Genomic DNA, 22,732 nt, shown 5'->3' on the forward strand with positions numbered 1-22,732 from the left:
GTATAAAGGGTAAAAATGCCAAAAGCACTATCATTAAAATATCGTCCTTCAAAATTTAGTGATTTAATAGGACAGGATTCTGTATCACAGACATTGTCTTTAGCACTTGAATTAAATAAGGTCTCTCACGCATATTTATTCTCTGGACTTCGTGGAAGTGGCAAAACCTCAAGTGCTAGAATCTTTGCTAGGGCGTTGCAATGTGATAAATTTCCAACAAGCATACCTTGTGGCGAATGTGAATCTTGCAAAAGTGCATTAAATAACACACATATGGATATAATCGAGATGGACGCCGCATCTTCACGCTCTATTGATGATATAAAAGATTTGATTGAACAAATTCAATATAAACCTGCATATGGAAGATTTAAGATATTTATTATTGATGAGGTTCATATGCTTACACCACCAGCATTTAATGCGTTTTTAAAAACATTAGAAGAACCGCCAGAATATGTAAAATTTATCCTTGCTACAACTGACCCACTAAAACTGCCATCTACTATTTTAAGTAGAACGCAACATTTTAGATTCAAAAAGATTCCAAATTCCGCTATTGCTACGCATTTAAAGAGAATCTTAGGATTGGAGAATGTGAAATTTGAAGATGAGGCTATTGATTTACTCTCAAGAAATTGTGGCGGGAGCTTGAGAGATGCACTAACGCTATTAGAACAATCAATAATTTTTTCTAAAGAAAATGTTACATTACAAAGTGTATCAAGTATGCTAGGGGCATTAAATCCAAGTATTATTGAAGAATTTTTTAATAATATTTTGACAAAAAATGATTCCAAAATAGATGAATTATTACTTGAATTTGAATCTTATGAGGTTGAAAATATCATTGATGAGATGATAATTTTTCTAAAAAATAAGATGCTTAATAAGGATTCTAAATATCATATTATTATCATTGATAGATTTTTTAGGATATTAGGCGAGGCAAAAAATATGCTTAGCCTAAATGCAGAATCATCGTTTGTCCTACTTCTTATGACATTAAAATTTAAAGAATCATTAAATATAGAAGAATTAGATAAGATGATTGCAAGGATTGAACAAGAAATCTTACAACACAATAATGCACCAAATCTACAAGATTCTAAAAATACAGCAAATCAAATACAACATATAGAATCCACCAAACCCATAGAATCTAATAATCCAGAATCTAGCATAAATCATAATGAAAATATTGCAACGCAAGATTCTAAGGATTCCCAAGATTCTATTGTGAAATCAAAATTCGAGCAACTCATCGATAAGATTTACAATAGGGATTATATGCTAGGTGAATTATTTAAGAAAAACTATTCCTTTGTTGATTTTAAGGATTCTACGCTTACTTGGGAGAGCAAGGCAAATGAGAAAGATAAAGAAATCTTAAAAAAATATGCAAAGGTTATTAAAGAGCTTGTTTGTGAAGTTTTTGGAGCAAATACCAAAATAAAAGCGGCAAATTTGCCAACTACGCAAGATTCCAAGCAACCCAACAATGAACCAGAAATAATAAAAGATATAGAAAGCATATTCCCAATAATTGATAAAAAAGTTTTTAGAGATGAAAATAGAAGCTAATTTAAACGAGATAAATATCGTTTGCAAGGCATTAGATAATCTAATAAAAGGTAAAAATCATATTATTATTTTACTTTATGGTGATATTGGTGCTGGAAAAACAACATTAATCCAAAAATATGCAAGATTTATAGGGCTTAATGATTGCGTTACATCGCCCACATTTAGCCTAATGAATGAATATAGTGGAAAGATTTTTCATTATGATTTATATAATCGCTCACAAGATGATTTACTCGCACTTGGAATCTTGGATTTACTCGAAGAAGAGGGCATTCATTTTGTCGAATGGAGCAATGAATCCTTACAAAAGATTCTAGAATCTGCATTTTTGGATATAAAATTTATTAAAATAAAAAAATTCAATAATAAAAGAATATATGAATTTGATTAATTAAAAGGAAGCAAGTGGATACGCTAAAAGCCCAGAATCTAAGCAAACAAATAAAAAAAACTAAGATTGTAAATAATATCTCATTAGAAGTGAGTAGTGCCGAAGTAGTCGGGCTTTTAGGTCCAAATGGAGCTGGGAAAACAACTACATTCTATATGATTTGTGGGCTTTTAGTGCCAAGTGATGGAAAGGTTTTTCTAAACGATAGGGATATTACAAATCTACCTTTACATAAAAGGTCAAACTTGGGAATAGGCTATCTCCCGCAAGAATCTAGTATATTTAAAGATTTAAGTGTGGAAGAAAATCTAGAATTTGCCGCAGAAGTGTCAATCAAAGATTCTAGTGAGCGAGCGAAGCGAATAGAAGAAATGTTAGAAGCATTTAATATAGAGCCTATTCGTGGAAGAAAAGGTTTATCCCTAAGTGGAGGTGAGAGAAGGAGGGTTGAGATTGCAAGAGCATTAATCAAAAGCCCAAAGTTTATTTTGCTTGATGAGCCATTTGCGGGGGTTGACCCCATTGCAGTAATCGATATACAAAGGATAATTGAGAAATTAATTGATTTGAATATAGGCGTTTTAATCACAGACCACAATGTTAGAGAAACATTATCTGTATGCGATAGAGCATATGTAATCAAAAGCGGAAGTTTGCTTGCAAGTGGAAGTAGTGATGAAATATATGATAATGAATTAGTTAGAATCCACTATCTTGGGGAAAACTTTAAGATATGAAGCTAAAGCAAAGCCAGAATCTCAAAACTAAATTAAGCCCAACACTAAAAAGCTGGTTTCCAATATTGCAAAGCTCCACTCTTGAGTTAGAAAATATCTTAAATGAGTTTATAGAACAAAATCCATTTGTTGATATTCAAAGTAATATCCAAGAAAGCCTACCATCGCCCACAATACCCGTAAAACAATCATTCAAACAGAATATAAATTCAAAAAAATATATGAGTGATAAGATTGAGGCACTTAGCATTTATGAAAAAAGTTTGTATGAGACTTTGGAATCCCAGATTGTCCCGCCACTATTTCCAACGCCAATAAGCCAAAAAATAGCATTTATAATCATTGATAATATAAATAATGAAGGTTATTTCGAAGGGGATATAGATGAGATTGCAAAAATATGTAGCGTAGAATCTAATATTGTAGAAAATATTAGAATAAGATTTAGTAAGATTGACCCACCCGGGATTGCAGCGATAAATCCCATAGAATCTATGATTTTCCAACTTGATGATTTTGATATAAGTGGTGAGCTATATGATTTATCATTCAATATTATCAATGATTTAAAAAACCATAAAAAGCATATAAAAAATCCACTCTATGAGGATTCTATGAAACTAATCTCACGATTAAAGAATCCCCCAGCGGCAGATTATTTTCCAAAAGATTCCCAAATCATTCCAGATATTTTTATAAATAATATAGATGGAGGATTTGAAGTAAATCTAAATGATGATTATTATCCAAATATTATTATCCATAAAATAGCCCAAGATTCCAAAGAAAATGCGATAAAAACAAAGCTAAAGGAAGCTAGAGATTTGATTGATGCACTAAATATGCGAAAAAGCACGATTAAAAAAATCGGGCTTATGATTTTAGAATATCAATATGATTTTTTTACAGGTGGCAATATAAAACCGCTAAAATTAAAAGATATAGCTATAGAGTTAGGACACAATCCAAGCACCATTTCTAGGGCAATAGCAAATAAATATCTAGAATGCAATCGCGGAATCTACCCTATAAAAAGCTTTTTTACCACCGCAATCACAGAAGATACATCAAATACATCTATCAAAGATTTTATTTTAGAATGTATCAAAAAAGAAGATAGAAAAAATCCACTTAGTGATATAAAACTACTTGAGTTAATAGAAATAGAATTTAAACTAAAAATGGTGCGACGAACCATCACCAAATACCGCAAACAGCTAAATATCGCAAGCTCCGGCGAACGCAAAAGAATGTATGAGATAGAACTATAATATTTAACTTCCTAAAGCAAATAAATAGAGGGAATATGAGTGATGGGACAATAAAAGTAGAAATAAAAAAAGTAAATGAGGTTTTAAAAAAATCAAATTTAAAGATTCCACCTTATCAAAGACCTTATCGCTGGGACGAACGAAATGTCTATCAATTACTAGATGATATTCACACAAGCTGGAAAGAAGAAAAGAACAGCTATCGCATTGGAAGCGTGATTTTACACAATAATCATAACAATAATGAAGATAAATATTCCCTTGATATAGTCGATGGACAACAAAGGCTTACTACAATAATACTACTAAATAAGGCAATTTTAGATTCATCAAATTTGCCAGATTTAAAATATAATCACATAGATTCACATAAACATATTAAAGCAAATTTTAAATTTATCAAAGAATGGCTTGAGAATAATATTGCAAAAAACGAAATGGAGAAATACTGGGATTATATAAATAATGATTGTGAATTTGTGGAGATTATTGTTGATGACCTAAATCAAGCATTTCAAATGTTTGATTCGCAAAATGGACGAGGAAAGGAGTTAGAAGCTTATAATTTGCTTAAGGCTTATCATATAAGGGCAATGGAAGAATGCTCTCAAGATGAAAGGATTCTCTGCGACCGTAGCTGGGAAAAAGCTATAAAAAATGAAAGTGGAATTAATATCTTAAAACAACTTTTTAACGAGCAACTTTATCGTAGTCGCAAATGGAGTAAGAGATTAGAAGCTGGTAAATTCTCTAAAAAGAATATTGATGAATTTAAGGGATTTAATATTGATAGAAATCATCCGATTCAATTTCCATTTCAAAATCCATATTTACTGCAATATCTAACGACTAAAATTTATGATAATACACTTAAGGAAATTATCAGCACTCAAAGTAGATTTAAAAATGGAGATGGAGAGATTATCAGCCCATTTGTAAATATAAATCAGCCTATTATAAATGGAAAACAATTCTTTGATTATATAGCTACTTATGTGGAAATATATAAAAGAATGTTTGGCTTGGATTCATATCACCATTCATATCACCTTAGTGAGTTTAAAAAGTTTTATAGCGAATATTGCTTACATTATAACGGTGCTAAAAGAAAGGGGGATGCATATTTAAAAGAAGTTTATAAATCATTGGTTTTTGTGCTATTTGATAAATTTGGTGAAAAAGGCTTAAATCGCTACTATAAAATATTATATAGATTGATTTATATTAATCGCTTAATAAAAAAGAGGGTTGATTATAGGACTACAATAAAGTTACCTATAGATTATTTTTCTATAATTTATCAAGCAAAAGATTTAGGTGATTTAGTGCAATTAGAAAAAGAATTAACAAAAAAACTACAGGGTGAAAATAAGTTAAATGAAAAAATAAAAGATGTAAAAATTTATAATTTTATAAAAAATGGGGATATAAATGGCTAATCTAAACAAAACAATCGCTGAAATTTTTAATGATAGATATATAGTGCCACTATATCAGCGAAATTTTGCTTGGGAAGAAATAGAAATAACTCAACTTTTGCAGGATATATATGAAAGTTTTAAGAAAGATAAAGAAAGTAATTATTTCATAGGAACATTGGTAGTATTAAAAAGAAAAGATGGAATCTTTGAGATAATAGACGGACAGCAAAGATTGACCGTTTTATCTCTAATGATAAAGATTCTTAATATAAATAACACCCTGCAATTAAGCTACGATTCACGCAAAGAAGTGGAGGGATTTTTACAATTATTTTATGCAAACCCTAATAGTGTAAAAAGCGAAAATAATCCAGAAATAATAGACTTTCAAAATGCAATTGATTATATTAAGGAGGCTAAACTCGATGCTAAAGATTGCGATAATAGTCCATATATTGGTGATGAAAAATGGGACGAAAAAGATAAATTTAAGGAATTTATTGAAAAAAATGTAATTTTGATAAGAGTTGAAGTTCCTGTAGACACTGATGTAGCTTCATATTTTGAGATAATGAATAATAGAGGGGAGCAACTCCAAAAGCATGAGATTTTAAAAGCTCAAATGATTGAAAAAATCACAAAAGAGAATGAAAATAGAGCACATCAAGAGCAATTCGCTCAAATCTGGGATGCTTGCTCACAGATGGATATACCAATTCAAACACTATTTGATAATGATAAAAGAAAAGAATATTTTGAGGAAGATTATAATGGTTTTAATTTCAAAAAAGCAGAGGAATCTACAGAATCTACAGAATCTAAATCTATTAGTGAAATATTAAAAGATAATACTGATATGCAAACAATAAATGATGATAAATCTAATGATGAATCTACATATAAAACAATAATTGATTTTCCAAATTTCTTAATGCATATTTTTAAGCTAGAGTATAATAAAGAGATTCCATTAAATGATAATGAATTAATAAACACTTATGATACAAGAAATTCAATAGATTCGATGGAATTTATTGAAAAACTCTTTTTTTATCGTGTAGTTTTTGATAGGTTTATAATAAAAACTATTGATGATGAGGAAAGCGAAGATAAAATAAAATGGGTTCTTGAAAAACCGGAAAAAAACGATAAACAAAATGTAATATATAAAAATTCTTTTGATGATAACAAGAAGCAAGAGAGGGTTATCAAAGCATTATCGATGCTTCAAGTAAGCTTTAGAAGTAGAATCTATAAAAATTGGTTACAAGATGTTTTAAGATATTTTCAAAATAGAAAAAATATAGAAGTTAGTGCAGATGAATATATAAAATTTCTTGATGAAAAGATTCTTAGCTACTACAAGGAAAAGTTTAATATAACAAAAGAAAATCAATATTCACTAGGGACAAAAACTCCGCACTTTTTATTTAACTTCATTGACTATTTATATTATATTAAATCACGCAATAATGACAATAAAATTGATGATATTAAAATCGAAGATTTTGACTTTAAGTATTGGAACTCAGTAGAGCATCATTTAGCTCAAAACAAAAACAAACAAAGAACAGATAAGATTGACTCCTTAGGCAATCTATATCTAATCAGCAAAAGTGTCAATTCTCGCTTGAGCGATAGAATACCAAAAGAAAAAGCAGAGTTTTATAAAGATAAAAATATGGGAGTAAATCGCCAGATTATCTACAAAATCACTGAAAATAACAATGAATGGGGTGAAAAAGAAATAATAGAACATTATGAAAATCTTGCAACATTACTAAATGAAGCAGAAACCCTACTAAAATCACCCCATAAAATATAGATTCGATTTATTTTATCTTTGGATTAGCTACCACATTTTCTAATACAGAATCCAAATGGCAAATATTATTTTGCTATCGAGAATCCTATGCCTATATTATGCGTTTTTATATTATATTGATAGATATTATCCCCATAACCATAAAAATATTGCACATAAACACTAAGTATTTCTAAATCAAATTTATACTCAAGCAAAACGCTTCCTTTGTAGTTTGTATAATTATGAAAGAGATTGCTAATAGTAAGATTCAAATGATTTCTATTTAAAAATTTATAACTCAATATCAAATCACTATATCCCATATATTTATTTATATTAGATGGACTTCTCCTAATATATCCCCAAGCCTTAAGATGTGCTGTAAAATCGCTATATCTATACATAATCTCCGCTACTATCCTATCAGTTCCACGAGACCGCTCTTTAGTCTCTCCATTTGAAAGATGCCTATAACCAAAGCGGATATTGTAGAATTCTCCACCAAATAGCTTCCAATTTAATGCTCTATAAAACATTATTTCGGGCATATAGTCATTATCTCTAAACGGAGAGGAAATATCCCTTGAATACATTTGAAAAAACGATGCTTGGGTATAACCAAAAAATAACCCAATTCCATAAAATAAATCACTCGCAAGATTGATTTTCGCACTTATTTGTAGCTTTACTTCAAAGGGTTTATATGGTGCTCGAATGCCATTTATAGAGTAATAAAGCGGAATAAAGTAGTTTTCATTGTAGAGTGAAAATCGCTCAATCATACTATTTGCAAAACTCAAATCTGTATATTTAGGAAATTCATAGTTTGGCATTTGCTCTTCATCACTATTAATCTCATCTCCATATATAGTAAAAAAAGCAAATAATAGACAAATTAAATAACGCAATAAAACCCTTAAATCTAAATTTAGCTTAGTATTGTAAATAGTTTAAACTTAAATTTAATAAAAATTAATATGAAAAATAATTAGAATCTAAATATTTAATACATATTTTATTGTTAGAATCATAAATTATTTTAGGTAGAATTATGAAAATATACACACTCTAACACATTAAGAAGGACAATATATGTGTGGAATAATCGGCTACATAGGCAATAGAGAGAAAAAAGAGATTCTGCTTGATGGATTAAAAGAGCTTGAATATAGGGGATATGATAGTGCTGGAATCTCCATTTTAAGCAATAATGAATTATTCACTTTTAAAACAACAGGAAAGCTAATAAACCTAGAAACAAAATGTAAAGATTTTACTTCAAATGGATTTGGGATTGCCATAGGACATACAAGGTGGGCTACACACGGAAAAGCCACAGAGATAAACGCGCACCCACACTCTAGCGAAGAAAGTAGCATAGTTCATAATGGAATCATAGAAAACTACCTAGAAATAAAAAATGAATTAGAAAATAAAGGCTGGACTTTCCTAAGTCAAACTGATACAGAAGTCATAGTGCATCTATTTGAAGAGAATCTAAAATCAGTAGAAAATCCCCTAAGTGCGTTTAAAAAAACTATTGATAGATTAAATGGCTCTTATGCTATTTTACTCATCACAAAAAAAGCTCCAGATAGAATATTCTATGCGAAAAATGGCTCTCCATTGCTTATAGGGATAAATGGAGATGAAGTATTTTTTGCTAGTTCATCTACGCCGTTAATCGGCTTAGTAAAAGAGGTTTGTTATCTTGAAGATGGCGATAATGGATATATAAATAAGGATAATTTTAAAACATTAAAAAATGTCCAGCCAATGAATGGCGAAAAAATCTCTTCACAAAAAGATGGTTATAGATATTTTATGGAAAAAGAGATATACGAACAACATAGGATATTGCAAGACACCATAAGAGGCAGAATCTTAAATGATGGCATATCTTTGGAGTTACCATCTAATTTTATTGATAATATTAATAGAATCACCATTTGTGCGTGTGGGACTAGCTATCACGCAGGATTAAGTGCGAAATATCTTTTCGAGAGAGAAGCAAAAATCAAAACAAATGTAATAATTGCAAGTGAATTTAGATACTCCAATCCAATTATGGAAAAAGATGAGCTTTTTATAGTAATCTCACAAAGTGGCGAAACAGCCGATACATTAGAAGCCCTAAAACTAGCAAATAAAAATAATCTAAAAACCCTAGCCATTTGTAATGTAGAAAATAGCTCCATTGTTAGAGAAGCGAAATATAGCCTTTTAACTCGTGCGGGAATCGAAAAAGGAGTAGCTTCCACCAAAGCATTTTCTTCGCAAGTTATGCTACTTTGGATATTGGGAATCTACATAGCACAAAATAAGAATAATATTTCCAAAGATTCCATTCAAAAACAAATTAAAAATATGTATAATTCACTCAAAGCAACAAAAGTTAATACTAAGATTCACGATAGATTAAAAAAACTTTCAAAAAGATATTTACATGGGCATGGATTCTTCTTTATAGGAAGAGATGTTTTCTATCCGTTGGCTTTAGAAGGGGCATTGAAATTAAAGGAAATCAGCTATCTACACGCTGAGGGCTATCCGGGTGGAGAGATGAAGCACGGACCAATTGCATTAGCTGATAGTGAGCTTTTTTGCGTTAGCTTAATGCCAAAACATTTATTATACGAAAAGATTAAAAATAATACGGAAGAGCTAAGCACAAGAGATGCGACTATTTGTGTTATCTCACAAGAATGTAGCGATGTGGCTGATGATGTAGTCTTAATTGATAAATATGAGAGTTATATGGAGGAGTTTTTTGCGATGATGATTGTAGTGCAGATTCTAGCATTAGAGATTGCCATACGACTTGGAAATGATGTCGATATGCCGAGAAACTTAGCAAAAAGTGTAACTGTTGAATAAACCATAGAGAGGAATTTTTGTGTTTTTTATTAGATTAAAAATAATATTATTGTCGATAATAATCCTATCTGGATTTAGCTTTTTTTTACTATACAAATTAGATTCTTATGTGAAGAATCAAGCAGTTAGTATATTATCATCACAATTATCGAGTATTACTGATTTTATATTTGATACTACACATATAGTAGATAATGCCCCGGTGCACAATCTAGCATTATTAGACACGATAAAAAATCAATCAAATATGAAAGATTTATGGATTAGCAGAAATGATAAATTAAGTGATGAATTAGGAAAACAAAAAACATCACTTAGAGATGTAATAGAAAGAAAAACTTATGTTACAAGAATAGAAGAGCACGCTCTAACCAAAATCGACAACACCAATAATCAAGACGCTAGAATCTCCGTTCCAATTAATACTAATGAATCCTGTCTTACTTGTCATACGGGATTAAAAGTAGGCGATGTGGCTGGAAGTGTAAATGCAAGATTTACTATAAATGATAGCATTATGGCGATATATGATACAATGAAAGTTGAGCTTATGGGGATAATACTTATAGCTTCAATAATTCTTATGATTGTTATGATGTTTAGTGTAAATTCCTTTACAAAGCTTGTTTATAGTATGAAAATCGCCATTCAAAGTGCCATTGAAGGTAATTTCTCAATTCGTATCAAAAGTCAAGGCATTGGAATCTTTAGCGAAGCGACCAAACTAGCAAACAAACTTTTAGAAGTGCTTGATAAAAGCATTACTTCCATTGACAAAAAAATAGCAACTATTTTTATCTACAAAAAAAATCTATATAGTAAAAATCCACTCATTAGGATAACAGAGCTAATAGCAGAGCTTACAAATCTATTTTTATTTAAAAATAAGATAGAAACTGCAAGGGCAAATAAAGAGGTATATAGGGAGTTACAAGCTGTTATTTCAAAATATATAAAATATAGATATATGATATTTGCAGAGATTATAAATAATGAGATTGTAAGTGGATATAAGCTAGAGGGTGAAACTGAAATGAAAATCTCCACAGGAGATGTAAGAGGCATAGAAAAACGACTAGAAAATCCAAATCCAAATATTTTATTCAATGACGAAAAAGGCTGTTTATTTATATCTACATCTATAGAGCAACTAAATGTGATAGATTTAAAAATATTTATTTCGCAAGATATTGTGCTTTATTACTCCATTATGATGAATTCTAAAAAAGAATTATTGGAAAAAGAGAACTCTATAAGCAGAATCTACAATTACATTAGGGAAGCAAGACCTATAATAAAAAATATTATACTTGTAAAAAATATTGAGGAAGCATCATATTCTGACCCACTTACAAAAGCATATAATAGACTTTATCTAGAAAAATACGCACTAAGTGCGGAATCCAAACTCCAAAAACATATAAATTTTGGTGTTTTAATGCTTGATATTGACCATTTTAAGAAAGTAAATGATACATACGGACACGCTGTAGGAGACGCTGGAATCGTGCTTTTAACAGAAACGGTAAAAAAATGCATAAAGCCAACTGATAAATTATTTAGATATGGCGGGGAAGAATTTGTTGTTATTTTGGAGGGATATGATATAGATGAAACACAAAGGATAGCAGAGAAAATAAGAAATATGTTTGCGATGGCAAAAAGATGCTCTTTGATGGAATTAAATTTTCAAAAATCAGTGAGTATTGGAATGTCCGCTATGCCAGACTTTTCACGCAATGTTTGGGAGTGTATAAATCAAGCTGATTTGGCTTTGTATGAGGCAAAAGAAACAGGTAGAAATAAAGTGGTAAAATATTCATTAAAATTAAAATTGAAAGATGAACAAAAAAAAGCAAAAGAAGCCCAAGCGATGCAGAATCCTACAAATTCTAATGAAATAGATGTAGAAAATGATGATGAAGCGGCATTTTTAGAGAGCCTAAAGCTAAATAGATAATATCCTAGAATCTACTTTTCATAGGATATATGGGGTTAAATGTGTATAAAAAAGAATTTGATAATTTACTTAAAAGCAGAATCCCACAAGCCACACTTTTATACGGGGAATGCAATTTTTTAATTGATTATTATGGTAAAAAAATAAAAAATGCGATTATAGAAAAGGAAAGTGTGGATATTTTTTCATTTTATTTTGATGAATATAATTCAAAAGCGATAAATGATATTTTTAGCCAACCATCACTATTTTCAAATACAAGTTTGGTTATCATCAAAATGGATTCCTTAAAATTAGGGATAAGAAAAACAAAAACTGATGATATTAAGCAATTTTTAAAGATTCTCAAAACTAATACTGCAAACTACCTAATAATCGAGTTTTATAATGACAATTCAATGGCTTATAAAAGAGATACAAAAACATTGAGTGCTTTATTTAATTCGCAAGATTCTATCAATGTTCGATTTTTCAATCCAAACCAAAAAGAAGCGATAGAGATTCTACAAAATTGTGCAAACGAGCTTGGGATAAATATAAATCAAACAAATCTATTATATCTTTATGGAATACAAAATAATGAAATTGGAATCTGTGTAAATGAGCTACAAAAATTTACCATCTTTGATAAGGAGATTACAAAAGCCACTATTGATGAGCTTTGCTATGGATTATTTACAAATAGCATTGATGAGCTTTGCGATACTATGCTACTTCGTGGGGATTATGTAAAGATTTTCACTAAGATTGAAGAAAAAGGAATCACCGATATAGATATAATAACTGCTATGCATAACTATTTTTATCGCTTATTTTTATTTTTTTCTTATATTAAATCAAATGGCAGATGTAGCTCAAAAGATGTGCTTGGATACGCACTTCCAAGAGATATAGAAGAAAAATATATAAGATTCGCTACGAGGTTACGAGAATCCCAATATTTGCAAATCTTTAGAACATTAAATAATTGGAGATTCTTAAGTGTAAGCGGAAAAGATAAGAATTGTTTTCCTAATTTAATAAAAATTCAAGCAATAATTAAATAAAATATTAACTTTTAAATTTTAAAATCCTTGCTTTGGGGTAACACTACTTTCCAAGGCAGAATCCATAAGGAGAAAATATGAGATATTACGAGACTATGTTTATTCTAAAACCTACTCTCACACAAGAAGAAATTGACGCAAAAATTGAATTCTTCAAAAACATTCTACTAAATAATAACGCCACTATCGATGGTTGTATTAATATGGGTATGAGAAATCTAGCCTATGAAATTAAGAAAAATAAACGCGGATATTATTTTGTTATTTATTTTAAATCTCCTGCTACGCTTATAAAAGAGCTAGAGAGAAATTATAGAATAACAGAAGATATATTACGATTTATTGTTATTAATTATAAAAATAAAAGAGAGCAGAAAACTTGGCAAACGCTAGTAGATAGAGCAAATGGCAAGGTCGAGCCTAAAAAAGAAAAGCCGAAGTTAAAGACAAAAATAGATGATGAAAACAAAGATTCTAGTATAGATTCGAATAATCCAGAATCCAATAGTGAAGAATCTACCATAAAAGAATAGATTATGTTTAATAAGATAATAATAATTGGAAATCTCACAAGAGATGTAGAGCTTAGGTATCTACCAAGTGGCAGTGCATTAGCCACCATCGGGCTTGCATCAAATAGAAAATATAAAAAGCAAGATGGAACCCAAGTAGATGAAGTATGTTTTGTAGATGTTAAGCTTTTTGGGAGAACAGCAGAAGTTGCCAATCAATACTTAAAAAAAGGTTCACAAGTGCTAATAGAAGGTAGGCTTACGCTAGAGAGTTGGCAGGATTCAAGTGGTGCTAAAAAATCCAAACACACCATAACAGCAGAATCTATGCAAATGCTAGGCAAATCTCAAAGTAGTGATGTAACTAGTGATTCTATGGATAATTCCAGCGGTGATTATAATTCTAATAAAAACTATAATCAAAACAATAACACACAGCACATTGAAATAAGTGATGATGAAATACCATTTTAAGGAGAAAAATGATGGAAAAAAAGAGATATTCAAAAAGATATTGTAGATACACAGAGGCAAAGATTGATTTTATAGATTATAAAGATATTGAAATGCTTAAATATTCCCTATCTGAAAGATATAAGATTATGCCAAGACGACTAACAGGCAACACCAAAAAATGGCAGGAAAGGGTCGAAGTGGCAATTAAACGCGCTAGACATATGGCATTAATACCATATATAATCGATACTAAAAATGTAGTTGAAAACCCTTTTAAAATCAACTAAGCTTTATATAGGATTCCCTAGAATCCTATATTACAACCCCAAACTTCGTTCATTTTTGTTTATATTTTAGCTTTATAGGATTCTTTGGAATCCTATGCTACAACCACTTTGGATTTCCTGTAAAGCTCACTACAAGCCAAATCTTATAACTAGGAATATTTAGTGAATATTCTATTTTTTCACGAATACAATCAAAATCCTTAATACTAGAAATCTTACTATCTTTAGAATCCTTAATTAAAATATTTACTTCTATCATATAGAATCTACCGCTTTTAGCAATATGTGTATCATAATCGCCAAATTGATATTCATTTGATAGATTCTCCATAATTTGCGTTATTTTTTCGTCCATATCATTAGGAGCTACCATAATTAAATCTTTAAAATTTGCTATTGCAATTCTTAATGGAGATATAGTTAATAATGCCGATAAAACCAACAACAAAGCTGGGTCTATTAATCTTGACATCATAGAATCTTGATTCCTATCAAATATAAATACAAATCCAAATGCAATAATCGCCCCAAGATAAAGGACACAATCAATCTTCCATTCTATATTATCAACTTTTATTAAATCAGATTCTAGAATCTTGGAATAAAATCTAGTGATTATAAACATCGCTAAGCAAATAAAAAATGCGATTATGCTATAAACTACCGCACCACCCAAATCGACCTCATATCCACCTTTTACAATCCCTCTAATAGCATTTACAAACGCATAAACACATACAATTAAAAGGATTAATGATTTAAAAAGATTAACCATTGGTTCGAATCTAACATAACCATATTGAAAAATATCATTGTCATCTTTGTATATATATCGTGAAGTAACCACACTCAAATACCCAAGACCAACGCTCACAAGTGCCACAAAAGCATCAAAAATAATGGCTTGAGTTTTGGTTACGATTCCAAATAAGATTCCAAGTATGGCTAAGGCTAGTGCCATATACATCGATAATTTCAATATAAATTGCTCTTTTTGGCTCTGCGATTTTTGATTTTTATTGATTTCTATGGCGTATTGGCGAACTTTTTTTCTAAAATTACTTGTTTCCATTCTCATCTCTTTTATATAAATCTGTGAGCATTGTATTCAAATCATCAAATGTGGCGCGTTGGACTTGGCTAAATTGTGTTTTATTAAATGTTGTTTGCCTTTTAGCTAAAGCAATGGTATTTTTTATTATAAGCTCTCTTGCCCTTTCTTGCGAGATTTCGCCATTTAAAAAAGATATTATTTCTTTTATTCCTATAGCTTTTAAACTTTGAGAATTAGGATAATTATCCATCAAATATCTAACCTCATCAATCAAGCCATTTTTAAACATCAAATCTGTTCGTATAACTATATCGTTAATCAAACTATCTTTTGGTTTTATGAGTTCAAAAATATTGATTTTAAAAGGTAGTTTTTGTCGTTTATTTATGGCAAAAAAATCACTTGGTGTTTGATTGGTTAATAAAAAAATTTCTAGGGCTTTTTGGATTCTATATTTGTCATTTGGGTTTATCTTAGAGGCATAAATGGGGTCTATTTTATTCAAAAACTTATAAGATTCTGCCTTATTCTGTAATGCATCTAATAAATAAGATTCTACAAATGCTGTTGTTTTAGGGATAAAAGATAGACCTTCAACAATCGATTTTAGATAAAAGCTACTTCCGCCAACGATAAGAATATTTGGCTTTGCGACCTTTTGCAGTAAATCAAAAAATATCTTTGCATTACATCTCTCATCTGGGTTTAATAAATCTATACCATAATGCTTTACTTGGCTTAATTCAGCCTTACTTGGCTTTGCCGAGGCAATATCAATATATCTATAAACGCTTAAGCTATCTATTGAAAAAATATCAAGTTTAAATTTTGTTGCTAAATAAAAGGCAAGTGAGCTTTTGCCACTTGCGGTTGCTCCTATAATTGCATTCAAAATATATTTTAAAGCATATTATTTGCTTTAATATTTGCACTATGGACAGCATCCATTAATATGCCTCTAATAGCTCTTGCTTCTAAGATTTGTATGGCTTCGGCAGTTGTTCCACCCGGGCTTGTAGTATCAAGCTTTATTTCATTTGGGTCTTTTATAGCAAGTAGTTTAGAGAATCCATTAAAAAGACCTTTTACAAGCTGTTTAGAAGTATCCAAACTCAATCCCTCTCTAACCCCAGCATCAATCAATGCTTCTGCTATTATTCCAAGATATGCAGGACCACTTCCAGATAATGCCCCAGCACTATTTATCAAAACTTCTTTATCCACAAAAACACTCATTCCAAGTGTATCAAAAATCTCTTTTGCTAATTTTTTAGATTCTTCATCTTGTGCATATATTGCACTAACTCCAGCCCCAAGCAATGATGCAATATTTGGCATAACTCTACAATAAGAAGTAGAATCTATAACATTTTTTAATTGTGCTATGCTAATCCCAGCCATAAGGCTAAATACGCTATGTGCTTTATCTTTATACTTGAAAGATTCCAATGCATATGGTTTAATTGCCATAATAATTATTTTATCTTTTACATTAAATTGTGATTCTATGTGAGATATTGAGGTATTTTTAAGAGAATTTTCCTTTATAAAATCCTGTATTTTATACTCATCTCTACCTGCAATCTCAAGCTCAAATTTACCATTCAAACCACAGGCAATAGCTTTTGCCATTTTCCCATACCCAATTATCGTAATCATTTATTCTCCCTTAGAATCTTCTTTTATAAACCGCGATATTGGTTCTGATATATTATATTGTGGATATTTCATTACATCTAAAACAACTTGTGCCATAGTTTGATTATCAAAATTAAATACAAGTGGGGCTAAGAAATTTATCGTAGAATCTTGAATTTCCTTATAAACCACCATAATATTTGCAATTAATATATTACTTTTCGTATCATCGACTTCTAACAAAACTTGTATTGCAGTTGGTATCTCAAAACTATATTCACGAAGTGCAAAAGGATTGACAAGCGTAAAAGCCGGAGAATCTCCATTCGCATTAGTTAGTTTCATAAAAATATCATCTATTTTTTCTAATTTCATTTTACTAACATTCTCAAACCCGAGTATTGGCGACTTTACTTCAAATTCCATCTTAAAAATTTCCTCTTTATTTTAGATTGTAATATTTTACTTTAAATATTTTTTAATAATCATAAAACTTATATAGCCCTATATGATAATGCTTCCAATAAATGCTCTTTTTTAATATCAACACTTTTAGATAAATCCGCTATAGTTCTACTAAGTTTGATGATTTTCTGTCTTCCGCGATTGCTTAAACCATATCTTTGGGTGGCTAGATTTAAGAAATTTATATTATCGTTATCCAATATACAAAATTTATCGATTTCACTATCATTTAGTTTTCCATTTGGTTTAGTTTGGAAACGATTTTTTTGCATAATAAATGCATCTAAAACTTGTTGAAATAATTCTTTGGAACTTATTCTTTCATTACTATGCGTTTCTTCCATCTTTATAAAAATATCAATACGGTCGCGAAATGGCTCAGAGATTGTATTTTTATATTGTTTAATATCATTATCCCTACATCTACACTCTTTAGTTGTGCTATAGAGATTCCCACAAGGACAAGGATTCATCGCACCTATAAATAAAATTGATGAGGGATAGGTAAATTTAACGCTAACTCTTGATATGCTAAGCTCATTATTTTCTAGTGGTTCGCGTAAAGATTCTAGTATGCTTTTATTAAAATTGGGTAATTCATCAAAAAATAAAATCCCATTATGACTTAAACTTATCTCGCCCGGTCGTGCCTCATTTTGTAAAACTGAGCCTAGTATAGACGCCTTAGAGCTACTTTGATGTGGATTCCTAAAAGGGCGATTTGGGGAATAAATGCTTTCTTTATTATTTAATGCCTCAATTTTTACACACTCGCACATCTCCTCAAAACTCACGGGCGGGAGAATATATCGCATTCGTTTTGCAATCATACTCTTACCACAACCCGGACTGCCCTCAAATATTATATTATGCATTCCTGTAGCCGCGATTAATGCCGCTCTTTTGGCTATAACCTGACCTTTAATATCATAAAAATCCTCTTTAAAATTATCATCATAATAATATTTTGTATCATTTACTTTTATATGTTTAAAACTAAAATCATATTGTTTTGCTTTATTTTGTGGATTTTTAAGAACTTCTATTGATTCAAGTAGATTTGAAGCATAATAAATATTTAGATTAGGGATATTTGAGTAGAGATTCTCACCTTCTTTTGGAAGTAAAACATTACTATTTGGATAGGTTTGAGATATTTCCAATAAAAGTGAATAGATAATATGGGAATCTTTTATAATGCCATCAAGCCCTAATTCACCAAATGCAAACCAATTTGATAAATCAATATCTTGCTTTTGTAATGCAATTAAAAGTGCTATGGGTAAGTCGAAATGGCTACCATTTTTCTGCATATCTGAGGGGGAGAGATTTATTGTAATCTTAAAGTTTAGGCTTTCAAAATTATTATTTGCTAATGCACCGCTAATCCTCTGCTTAGCCTCTTGTATGGAATTTCCTGCTAATCCTGTGATAGTAAAGGTAGGCAAACCTCTTTGAAATGTAGCCTCAACTTGGACTATTTTTGCACCTATCCCAAATCTCGTTGCACAAAGAAGTTTTTTAACCATAGCCAATCATTTATTAATTAATATTTTTATACATAACATCTACTAAAACCTTTAATTTATAGAAGTAGGTAATCTATGAAGCTTTAAAATTTTTTCTATACTCTTTTTCAAATTTCTTTTTCTTTAAAATAGAGAGTTTATCGATAAATAGGATTCCATTCAAATGGTCTATTTCGTGCTGCAAAGCAACTGCTAAATAATCTCTCGCTTCAATAATCTCACTCTTGCCTTCTTTATTTTGGAATCTTAGCTTTATATAGCTTGCCCTACGAACATATTCATAAAAATTTGGGATGCTCAAACAACCCTCTTGAAATAGTATTTCGCCACTAGATTCTAGAATCTCTGGATTTATCACTTCAAGTAAATCCTCTTTATACTGAATCTTATCTTCACGCGGTATATTTACAATTAGGATTCTTTGTGTTTTCCCTATTTGAATACCTGCTAAGCCAACCCCGCCTTTATCCATCATAGTATCATACATATTATCCAATGTTTCTTTTAAGCCACTTCCAAACTCTACCACTTCTTGCGAGATTTCTCTTAGTTTTTTATCTGGGTATATTACAATATTTTCAATCATTCAACATCCTCCTTGTAAATTACATACTCCACTTTCGTTTTCTGTGCCAAACGCAACGCACTAATAGCGTAATTTAAAGCATTTTCTGCACTCCTTGTTGGAGTGATTTTTGCGATGCCGATATTCAAATCAAGATTGATTTCATTATTTCCAATAAAAATATTTGTATTTTTAAGCAATTCAACAAGTCTTTCACTCGCTTTTTTAGAACTAAAGATATTAGAGTGTTTTAGTAGCATTCCAAAGATTCCATTACCGATATAGCCTATCATATCGCTTCTTCTTGAGGTTTTAAGTAGGAGTTTTGCTACTGTTTTCATAATAATTATTGCCATTTGGTCGTTATTTAGGTATTGAGTAACACTATAGGGCAAAGTCATCATAAGAATAGTAGAAGTATGCTGAAATTTTTGCACTGCTAATGCCTCTTCTTGGACTAATTGTATAAAATACCTTTTATTATAAACATCAAATTTGGAATCATACATTGTATTTATATTAATATTTTCAAGAACCTTATTACATTGCTGATATAAGAGCTTAAGTTGTCCTATTTGCTTATCTATAATCTCTTGAATCTGCTTTGTTTCTTGTAAAAATTTCATATTATCTGTGGAATGAGTGAGTAGCTTATGTTGAGTTTCGCTCATAAATATAAAGTTTTTATATATCGAAGAAGTGCATTTTAAAAGGTCTTTTGTTTTCACAAAAGCTAAATGAATATTCTTTTCAATGATAATATTTCTATCATCGTTTTTTGTATCAGCCTCCATTAAATCATAAATCTTTTTTTGAAAGTCCAAATCACAATTATTTAACATTTGTTCAAAAAATGTTTGATAGTTTGATGGGAGTGGAGGTATATTTTTATTGATTAATTCTTTTAAAACCTCATTTGAAAAAGAATCCAAACTACCTTGTTGCATAGAATCCTCGTTTGTATCACTTGGATTTTCATCTATATTTAGATTATCTAAATCAATATCTTTTTCATTTAGTTCTTCTAAAGATTCTATGTTGTTTGATTCATTTTTTTGCAATCTTATCAAAATTTATCTCCATCATTTTAGACTCTTATCTAAAATACCATCTATTAAACCATAAACTTTTGCTTCATTTGCACTCATAAAAAAATCTCTATCCGTATCAACTGATATTTTTTTAATGCTTTGAGATGTGTTTTTTGCCATTATCTCATTTAATCGCTTTTTGATATAGAGAATCTCTTTTGCTTGAATCTCAATATCACTCGCTTGTCCCTTTGCTCCGCCTAATGGCTGGTGAATCATAACCCTTGCATTTGGAAGTGCATATCTCTTCCCCTTTGTGCCACTGCTTAAGAGAAACGCTCCCATAGACGCCGCTTGTCCTATGCAAATAGTCGAAATATCCGGCTTAATATAATTCATCGTATCATATATACTCAATCCACTCGTAACCACGCCACCGGGGGAATTTATATAAATATAAATATCTTTTTGCGGGTCTTCTGCCTCTAAAAATAGCAATTGTGCGATGATAGATGAAGCCACATTATCATCAATCTCACCGCTCAAAATCACCACTCTATCTTTTAAAAGTCGCGAATAAATATCATAACTTCGCTCACCTCTACTTGTTTTCTCTATAACATAAGGAATATAATTCAATTAATCCTCCGCTTTTGGTTTTTTAGCTTTTGCTACTTCTTTATCTTTCTCTTTTTTTACTTGTGATTCTTTTGGATTATCATCTTTTTTGATTGTGGATTCTAAAAGATTGTTTAATACCTTATTTTCTAAAATCGTCATTTTAAGTGCTGGAATCATATTATTTTTTTCATAGGTATCTAACACTTCTTTTGGATTAGCACCCATCATCATTGCTTCATAATAAAGCACTTGATAGACTTCATTATCACTAACAGAAAGATTATTTTTCTTAGCTAATTGGTCGACGATAAAGGTTAGCTTCACACTTTTTTGTGCCTCTTCTCTAAAAGATTCCCGTTTTTGCTTAGCTTTAGATATATCATTTTGTAGTTCTTTTAATTCTTCTGGTTTTATATTTTGCAAACTATTTCTAAATATCACATCAATTTCTTGTTCTACAATGCTATCAGGTAAATCGAAATTAATATTATCCAATAGATTATCAACTAATTTTGGTTTTAATCCATTTAGAATCTTATTTTTAGATTCATTCTCTAATTGCATTTTAGTATATGTTTTTAAGCTTTCTAATGTCGCATTGCTATCACTTGGAAGCATTTTCTTAGCAAAATCATCATCGATTTTACTCTCGATTCTACATTGAATCTTATTTAATGTTACATTGAATCTAGCATCTTTTCCTGCTAAATGTGGGGAATTATAATTCTCTGGAAAAGTAACTTTTATATCTCTATTCTCACCTTTTTTCATTCCAAGTAATTGTTCTTCAAATCCTTCTATAAAACTTTTAGAGCCTATTTCTAAATCATAATTATCTGCTTTTCCGCCTTCAAAAGCTTTGTCATCTAAGAATCCTTCGAAATTAATATTTGCAATATCTTTTATCTCTAATTCTCTTTCTTCTTTAATCTCGCTCAAATCCCCGCTTGATTTTGCTAACTCCTTAATCCTATCATCTACCATTTTAGAAGTAATTTCTTCGAGTTTCACCTCTGGAACTAATTGCTTATAATCGTCAATCTCAAATTTAGGAAATATTCCAATCTTTGCCTCGACTTCTATACCTTTATCTGTTTTCTCATATTTTGTTATGATAGGATTCCCGATAACTTGATTTGCCTCGATATTCAACTCTTTTAGAGAATCTAGTATTAATTCATTTAATGCCTCATTTTGGCTATCTTGCTCTATTCTATCCTTAAATCTACTCTCAACTACATTTAAAGGCACTTTACCTTTTCTAAATCCATCAACTTTAATATTTTTACTTATATTTTGTGCAATTTTTACTTTTTTCTGTTGTATTTTGTCATTTTGTAACACTTCTTCTAGTAAAATATTTGCATTATCTATTAATTTTACACTCATTTTCATTTTCCTTACATATTAAAAAGGCTTATTAAGTTTAAGTATGTATTTTAACAAAAAAACATACAATTCCATAATAATATTTTAG

Annotated in this window: 22 protein-coding genes; 12 read left to right on the plus strand and 10 right to left on the minus strand. The window is 30.2% G+C overall.

The window, feature by feature from the left end:
- The first annotated feature begins 15 nt into the window (after positions 1-15).
- From CCY99_RS00820 to CCY99_RS00845, 6 genes are read left to right on the plus strand one after another with little or no spacing between them, the layout of a single operon-like run.
- Positions 16-1,584 carry a DNA polymerase III subunit gamma/tau gene (locus CCY99_RS00820; protein WP_112059518.1) on the plus strand — a complete coding sequence of 523 codons (1,569 nt, stop codon included), beginning with the start codon at positions 16-18 and terminating at the stop codon, positions 1,582-1,584.
- The gene (gene tsaE, locus CCY99_RS00825) at positions 1,568-1,978 is read left to right on the plus strand and encodes a tRNA (adenosine(37)-N6)-threonylcarbamoyltransferase complex ATPase subunit type 1 TsaE (RefSeq protein WP_112059519.1); all 411 of its coding nucleotides are present in this window, start codon (positions 1,568-1,570) and stop codon (positions 1,976-1,978) included. The genes CCY99_RS00820 and tsaE overlap by 17 nt, the downstream gene beginning before the upstream one ends.
- 14 nt (positions 1,979-1,992) lie before the next feature.
- A complete protein-coding gene (gene lptB / locus CCY99_RS00830) occupies positions 1,993-2,715 on the plus strand; it encodes an LPS export ABC transporter ATP-binding protein (RefSeq protein ID WP_112059520.1) in 723 nt (240 codons plus the stop codon).
- Entirely contained in the window at positions 2,712-3,986 is a 1,275-nt protein-coding gene (locus CCY99_RS00835; RefSeq protein WP_112059521.1) for an RNA polymerase factor sigma-54, read from the plus strand. Before lptB ends, CCY99_RS00835 begins: the two co-directional genes overlap by 4 nt.
- Before the next feature lie 35 nt (positions 3,987-4,021).
- Positions 4,022-5,425, plus strand: coding sequence for a DUF262 domain-containing protein (locus CCY99_RS00840; protein WP_112059522.1), 1,404 nt, complete (start codon positions 4,022-4,024; stop codon positions 5,423-5,425).
- Positions 5,418-7,232 (plus strand): DUF262 domain-containing protein, encoded by a 1,815-nt coding sequence (locus CCY99_RS00845; RefSeq protein ID WP_112059523.1) that lies wholly within the window; start codon positions 5,418-5,420, stop codon positions 7,230-7,232. The genes CCY99_RS00840 and CCY99_RS00845 overlap by 8 nt, the downstream gene beginning before the upstream one ends.
- A gap of 65 nt (positions 7,233-7,297) precedes the next feature.
- On the opposite strand, the gene CCY99_RS00850 is transcribed toward CCY99_RS00845, so the two are convergent.
- Entirely contained in the window at positions 7,298-8,122 is an 825-nt protein-coding gene (locus CCY99_RS00850) for a phospholipase A (protein WP_112059524.1), read from the minus strand.
- Positions 8,123-8,306: 184 nt separating this feature from the next.
- On the opposite strand from CCY99_RS00850, the gene glmS reads away from it, so the two are divergent.
- The 6 genes from glmS (at position 8,307) to rpsR (ending at position 14,352) form a co-directional block, all read left to right on the plus strand.
- Positions 8,307-10,091 (plus strand): glutamine--fructose-6-phosphate transaminase (isomerizing), encoded by a 1,785-nt coding sequence (gene glmS / locus CCY99_RS00855; RefSeq protein ID WP_112059525.1) that lies wholly within the window; start codon positions 8,307-8,309, stop codon positions 10,089-10,091.
- Between the two features lie 19 nt (positions 10,092-10,110).
- Positions 10,111-12,051 (plus strand): GGDEF domain-containing protein, encoded by a 1,941-nt coding sequence (locus CCY99_RS00860; protein WP_112059526.1) that lies wholly within the window; start codon positions 10,111-10,113, stop codon positions 12,049-12,051.
- Between the two features lie 41 nt (positions 12,052-12,092).
- Positions 12,093-13,097, plus strand: a complete 1,005-nt coding sequence (holA, locus tag CCY99_RS00865) for a DNA polymerase III subunit delta (RefSeq protein ID WP_181646781.1) — start codon at positions 12,093-12,095, stop codon at positions 13,095-13,097.
- A gap of 77 nt (positions 13,098-13,174) precedes the next feature.
- On the plus strand, positions 13,175-13,630 hold the full coding sequence (gene rpsF, locus CCY99_RS00870; RefSeq protein ID WP_112059528.1) for a 30S ribosomal protein S6: 456 nt from the start codon (positions 13,175-13,177) through the stop codon (positions 13,628-13,630).
- A 3-nt stretch (positions 13,631-13,633) separates the two neighbouring features.
- A complete protein-coding gene (locus tag CCY99_RS00875; protein ID WP_112059529.1) occupies positions 13,634-14,083 on the plus strand; it encodes a single-stranded DNA-binding protein in 450 nt (149 codons plus the stop codon).
- Between the two features lie 11 nt (positions 14,084-14,094).
- Positions 14,095-14,352 carry a 30S ribosomal protein S18 gene (gene rpsR, locus CCY99_RS00880; RefSeq protein WP_112059620.1) on the plus strand — a complete coding sequence of 86 codons (258 nt, stop codon included), beginning with the start codon at positions 14,095-14,097 and terminating at the stop codon, positions 14,350-14,352.
- Between the two features lie 97 nt (positions 14,353-14,449).
- Here the strand turns inward: rpsR and CCY99_RS00885 are convergent, their stop codons facing one another.
- The 9 genes from CCY99_RS00885 to tig all read right to left on the minus strand — a co-directional run bounded on the left by CCY99_RS00885 (position 14,450) and on the right by tig (position 22,644).
- Positions 14,450-15,424 (minus strand): cation transporter, encoded by a 975-nt coding sequence (locus CCY99_RS00885; RefSeq protein WP_258442875.1) that lies wholly within the window; start codon positions 15,422-15,424, stop codon positions 14,450-14,452.
- Positions 15,411-16,298 (minus strand): tRNA (adenosine(37)-N6)-dimethylallyltransferase MiaA, encoded by an 888-nt coding sequence (gene miaA, locus CCY99_RS00890; protein ID WP_112059531.1) that lies wholly within the window; start codon positions 16,296-16,298, stop codon positions 15,411-15,413. The genes CCY99_RS00885 and miaA overlap by 14 nt, the downstream gene beginning before the upstream one ends.
- 8 nt (positions 16,299-16,306) lie before the next feature.
- On the minus strand, positions 16,307-17,065 hold the full coding sequence (gene proC / locus CCY99_RS00895) for a pyrroline-5-carboxylate reductase (RefSeq protein WP_112059532.1): 759 nt from the start codon (positions 17,063-17,065) through the stop codon (positions 16,307-16,309).
- Positions 17,066-17,470 carry a flagellar assembly protein FliW gene (fliW, locus tag CCY99_RS00900; protein ID WP_112059533.1) on the minus strand — a complete coding sequence of 135 codons (405 nt, stop codon included), beginning with the start codon at positions 17,468-17,470 and terminating at the stop codon, positions 17,066-17,068.
- Positions 17,471-17,538: 68 nt separating this feature from the next.
- On the minus strand, positions 17,539-19,038 hold the full coding sequence (locus CCY99_RS00905) for a YifB family Mg chelatase-like AAA ATPase (protein ID WP_112059534.1): 1,500 nt from the start codon (positions 19,036-19,038) through the stop codon (positions 17,539-17,541).
- A 73-nt stretch (positions 19,039-19,111) separates the two neighbouring features.
- Entirely contained in the window at positions 19,112-19,624 is a 513-nt protein-coding gene (def, locus tag CCY99_RS00910; RefSeq protein WP_112059535.1) for a peptide deformylase, read from the minus strand.
- Positions 19,621-20,673, minus strand: coding sequence for a diguanylate cyclase (locus CCY99_RS00915; protein ID WP_112059536.1), 1,053 nt, complete (start codon positions 20,671-20,673; stop codon positions 19,621-19,623). The genes def and CCY99_RS00915 overlap by 4 nt, the downstream gene beginning before the upstream one ends.
- A 12-nt stretch (positions 20,674-20,685) precedes the next feature.
- The gene (clpP, locus tag CCY99_RS00920) at positions 20,686-21,273 is read right to left on the minus strand and encodes an ATP-dependent Clp endopeptidase proteolytic subunit ClpP (protein ID WP_112059537.1); all 588 of its coding nucleotides are present in this window, start codon (positions 21,271-21,273) and stop codon (positions 20,686-20,688) included.
- Entirely contained in the window at positions 21,274-22,644 is a 1,371-nt protein-coding gene (gene tig, locus CCY99_RS00925) for a trigger factor (RefSeq protein WP_258442876.1), read from the minus strand.
- Between the last annotated feature and the right edge of the window lie 88 nt (positions 22,645-22,732).

The organism is Helicobacter sp. 16-1353, from assembly GCF_003288815.1.
In the GTDB taxonomy this organism is placed as follows: domain Bacteria; phylum Campylobacterota; class Campylobacteria; order Campylobacterales; family Helicobacteraceae; genus NHYM01.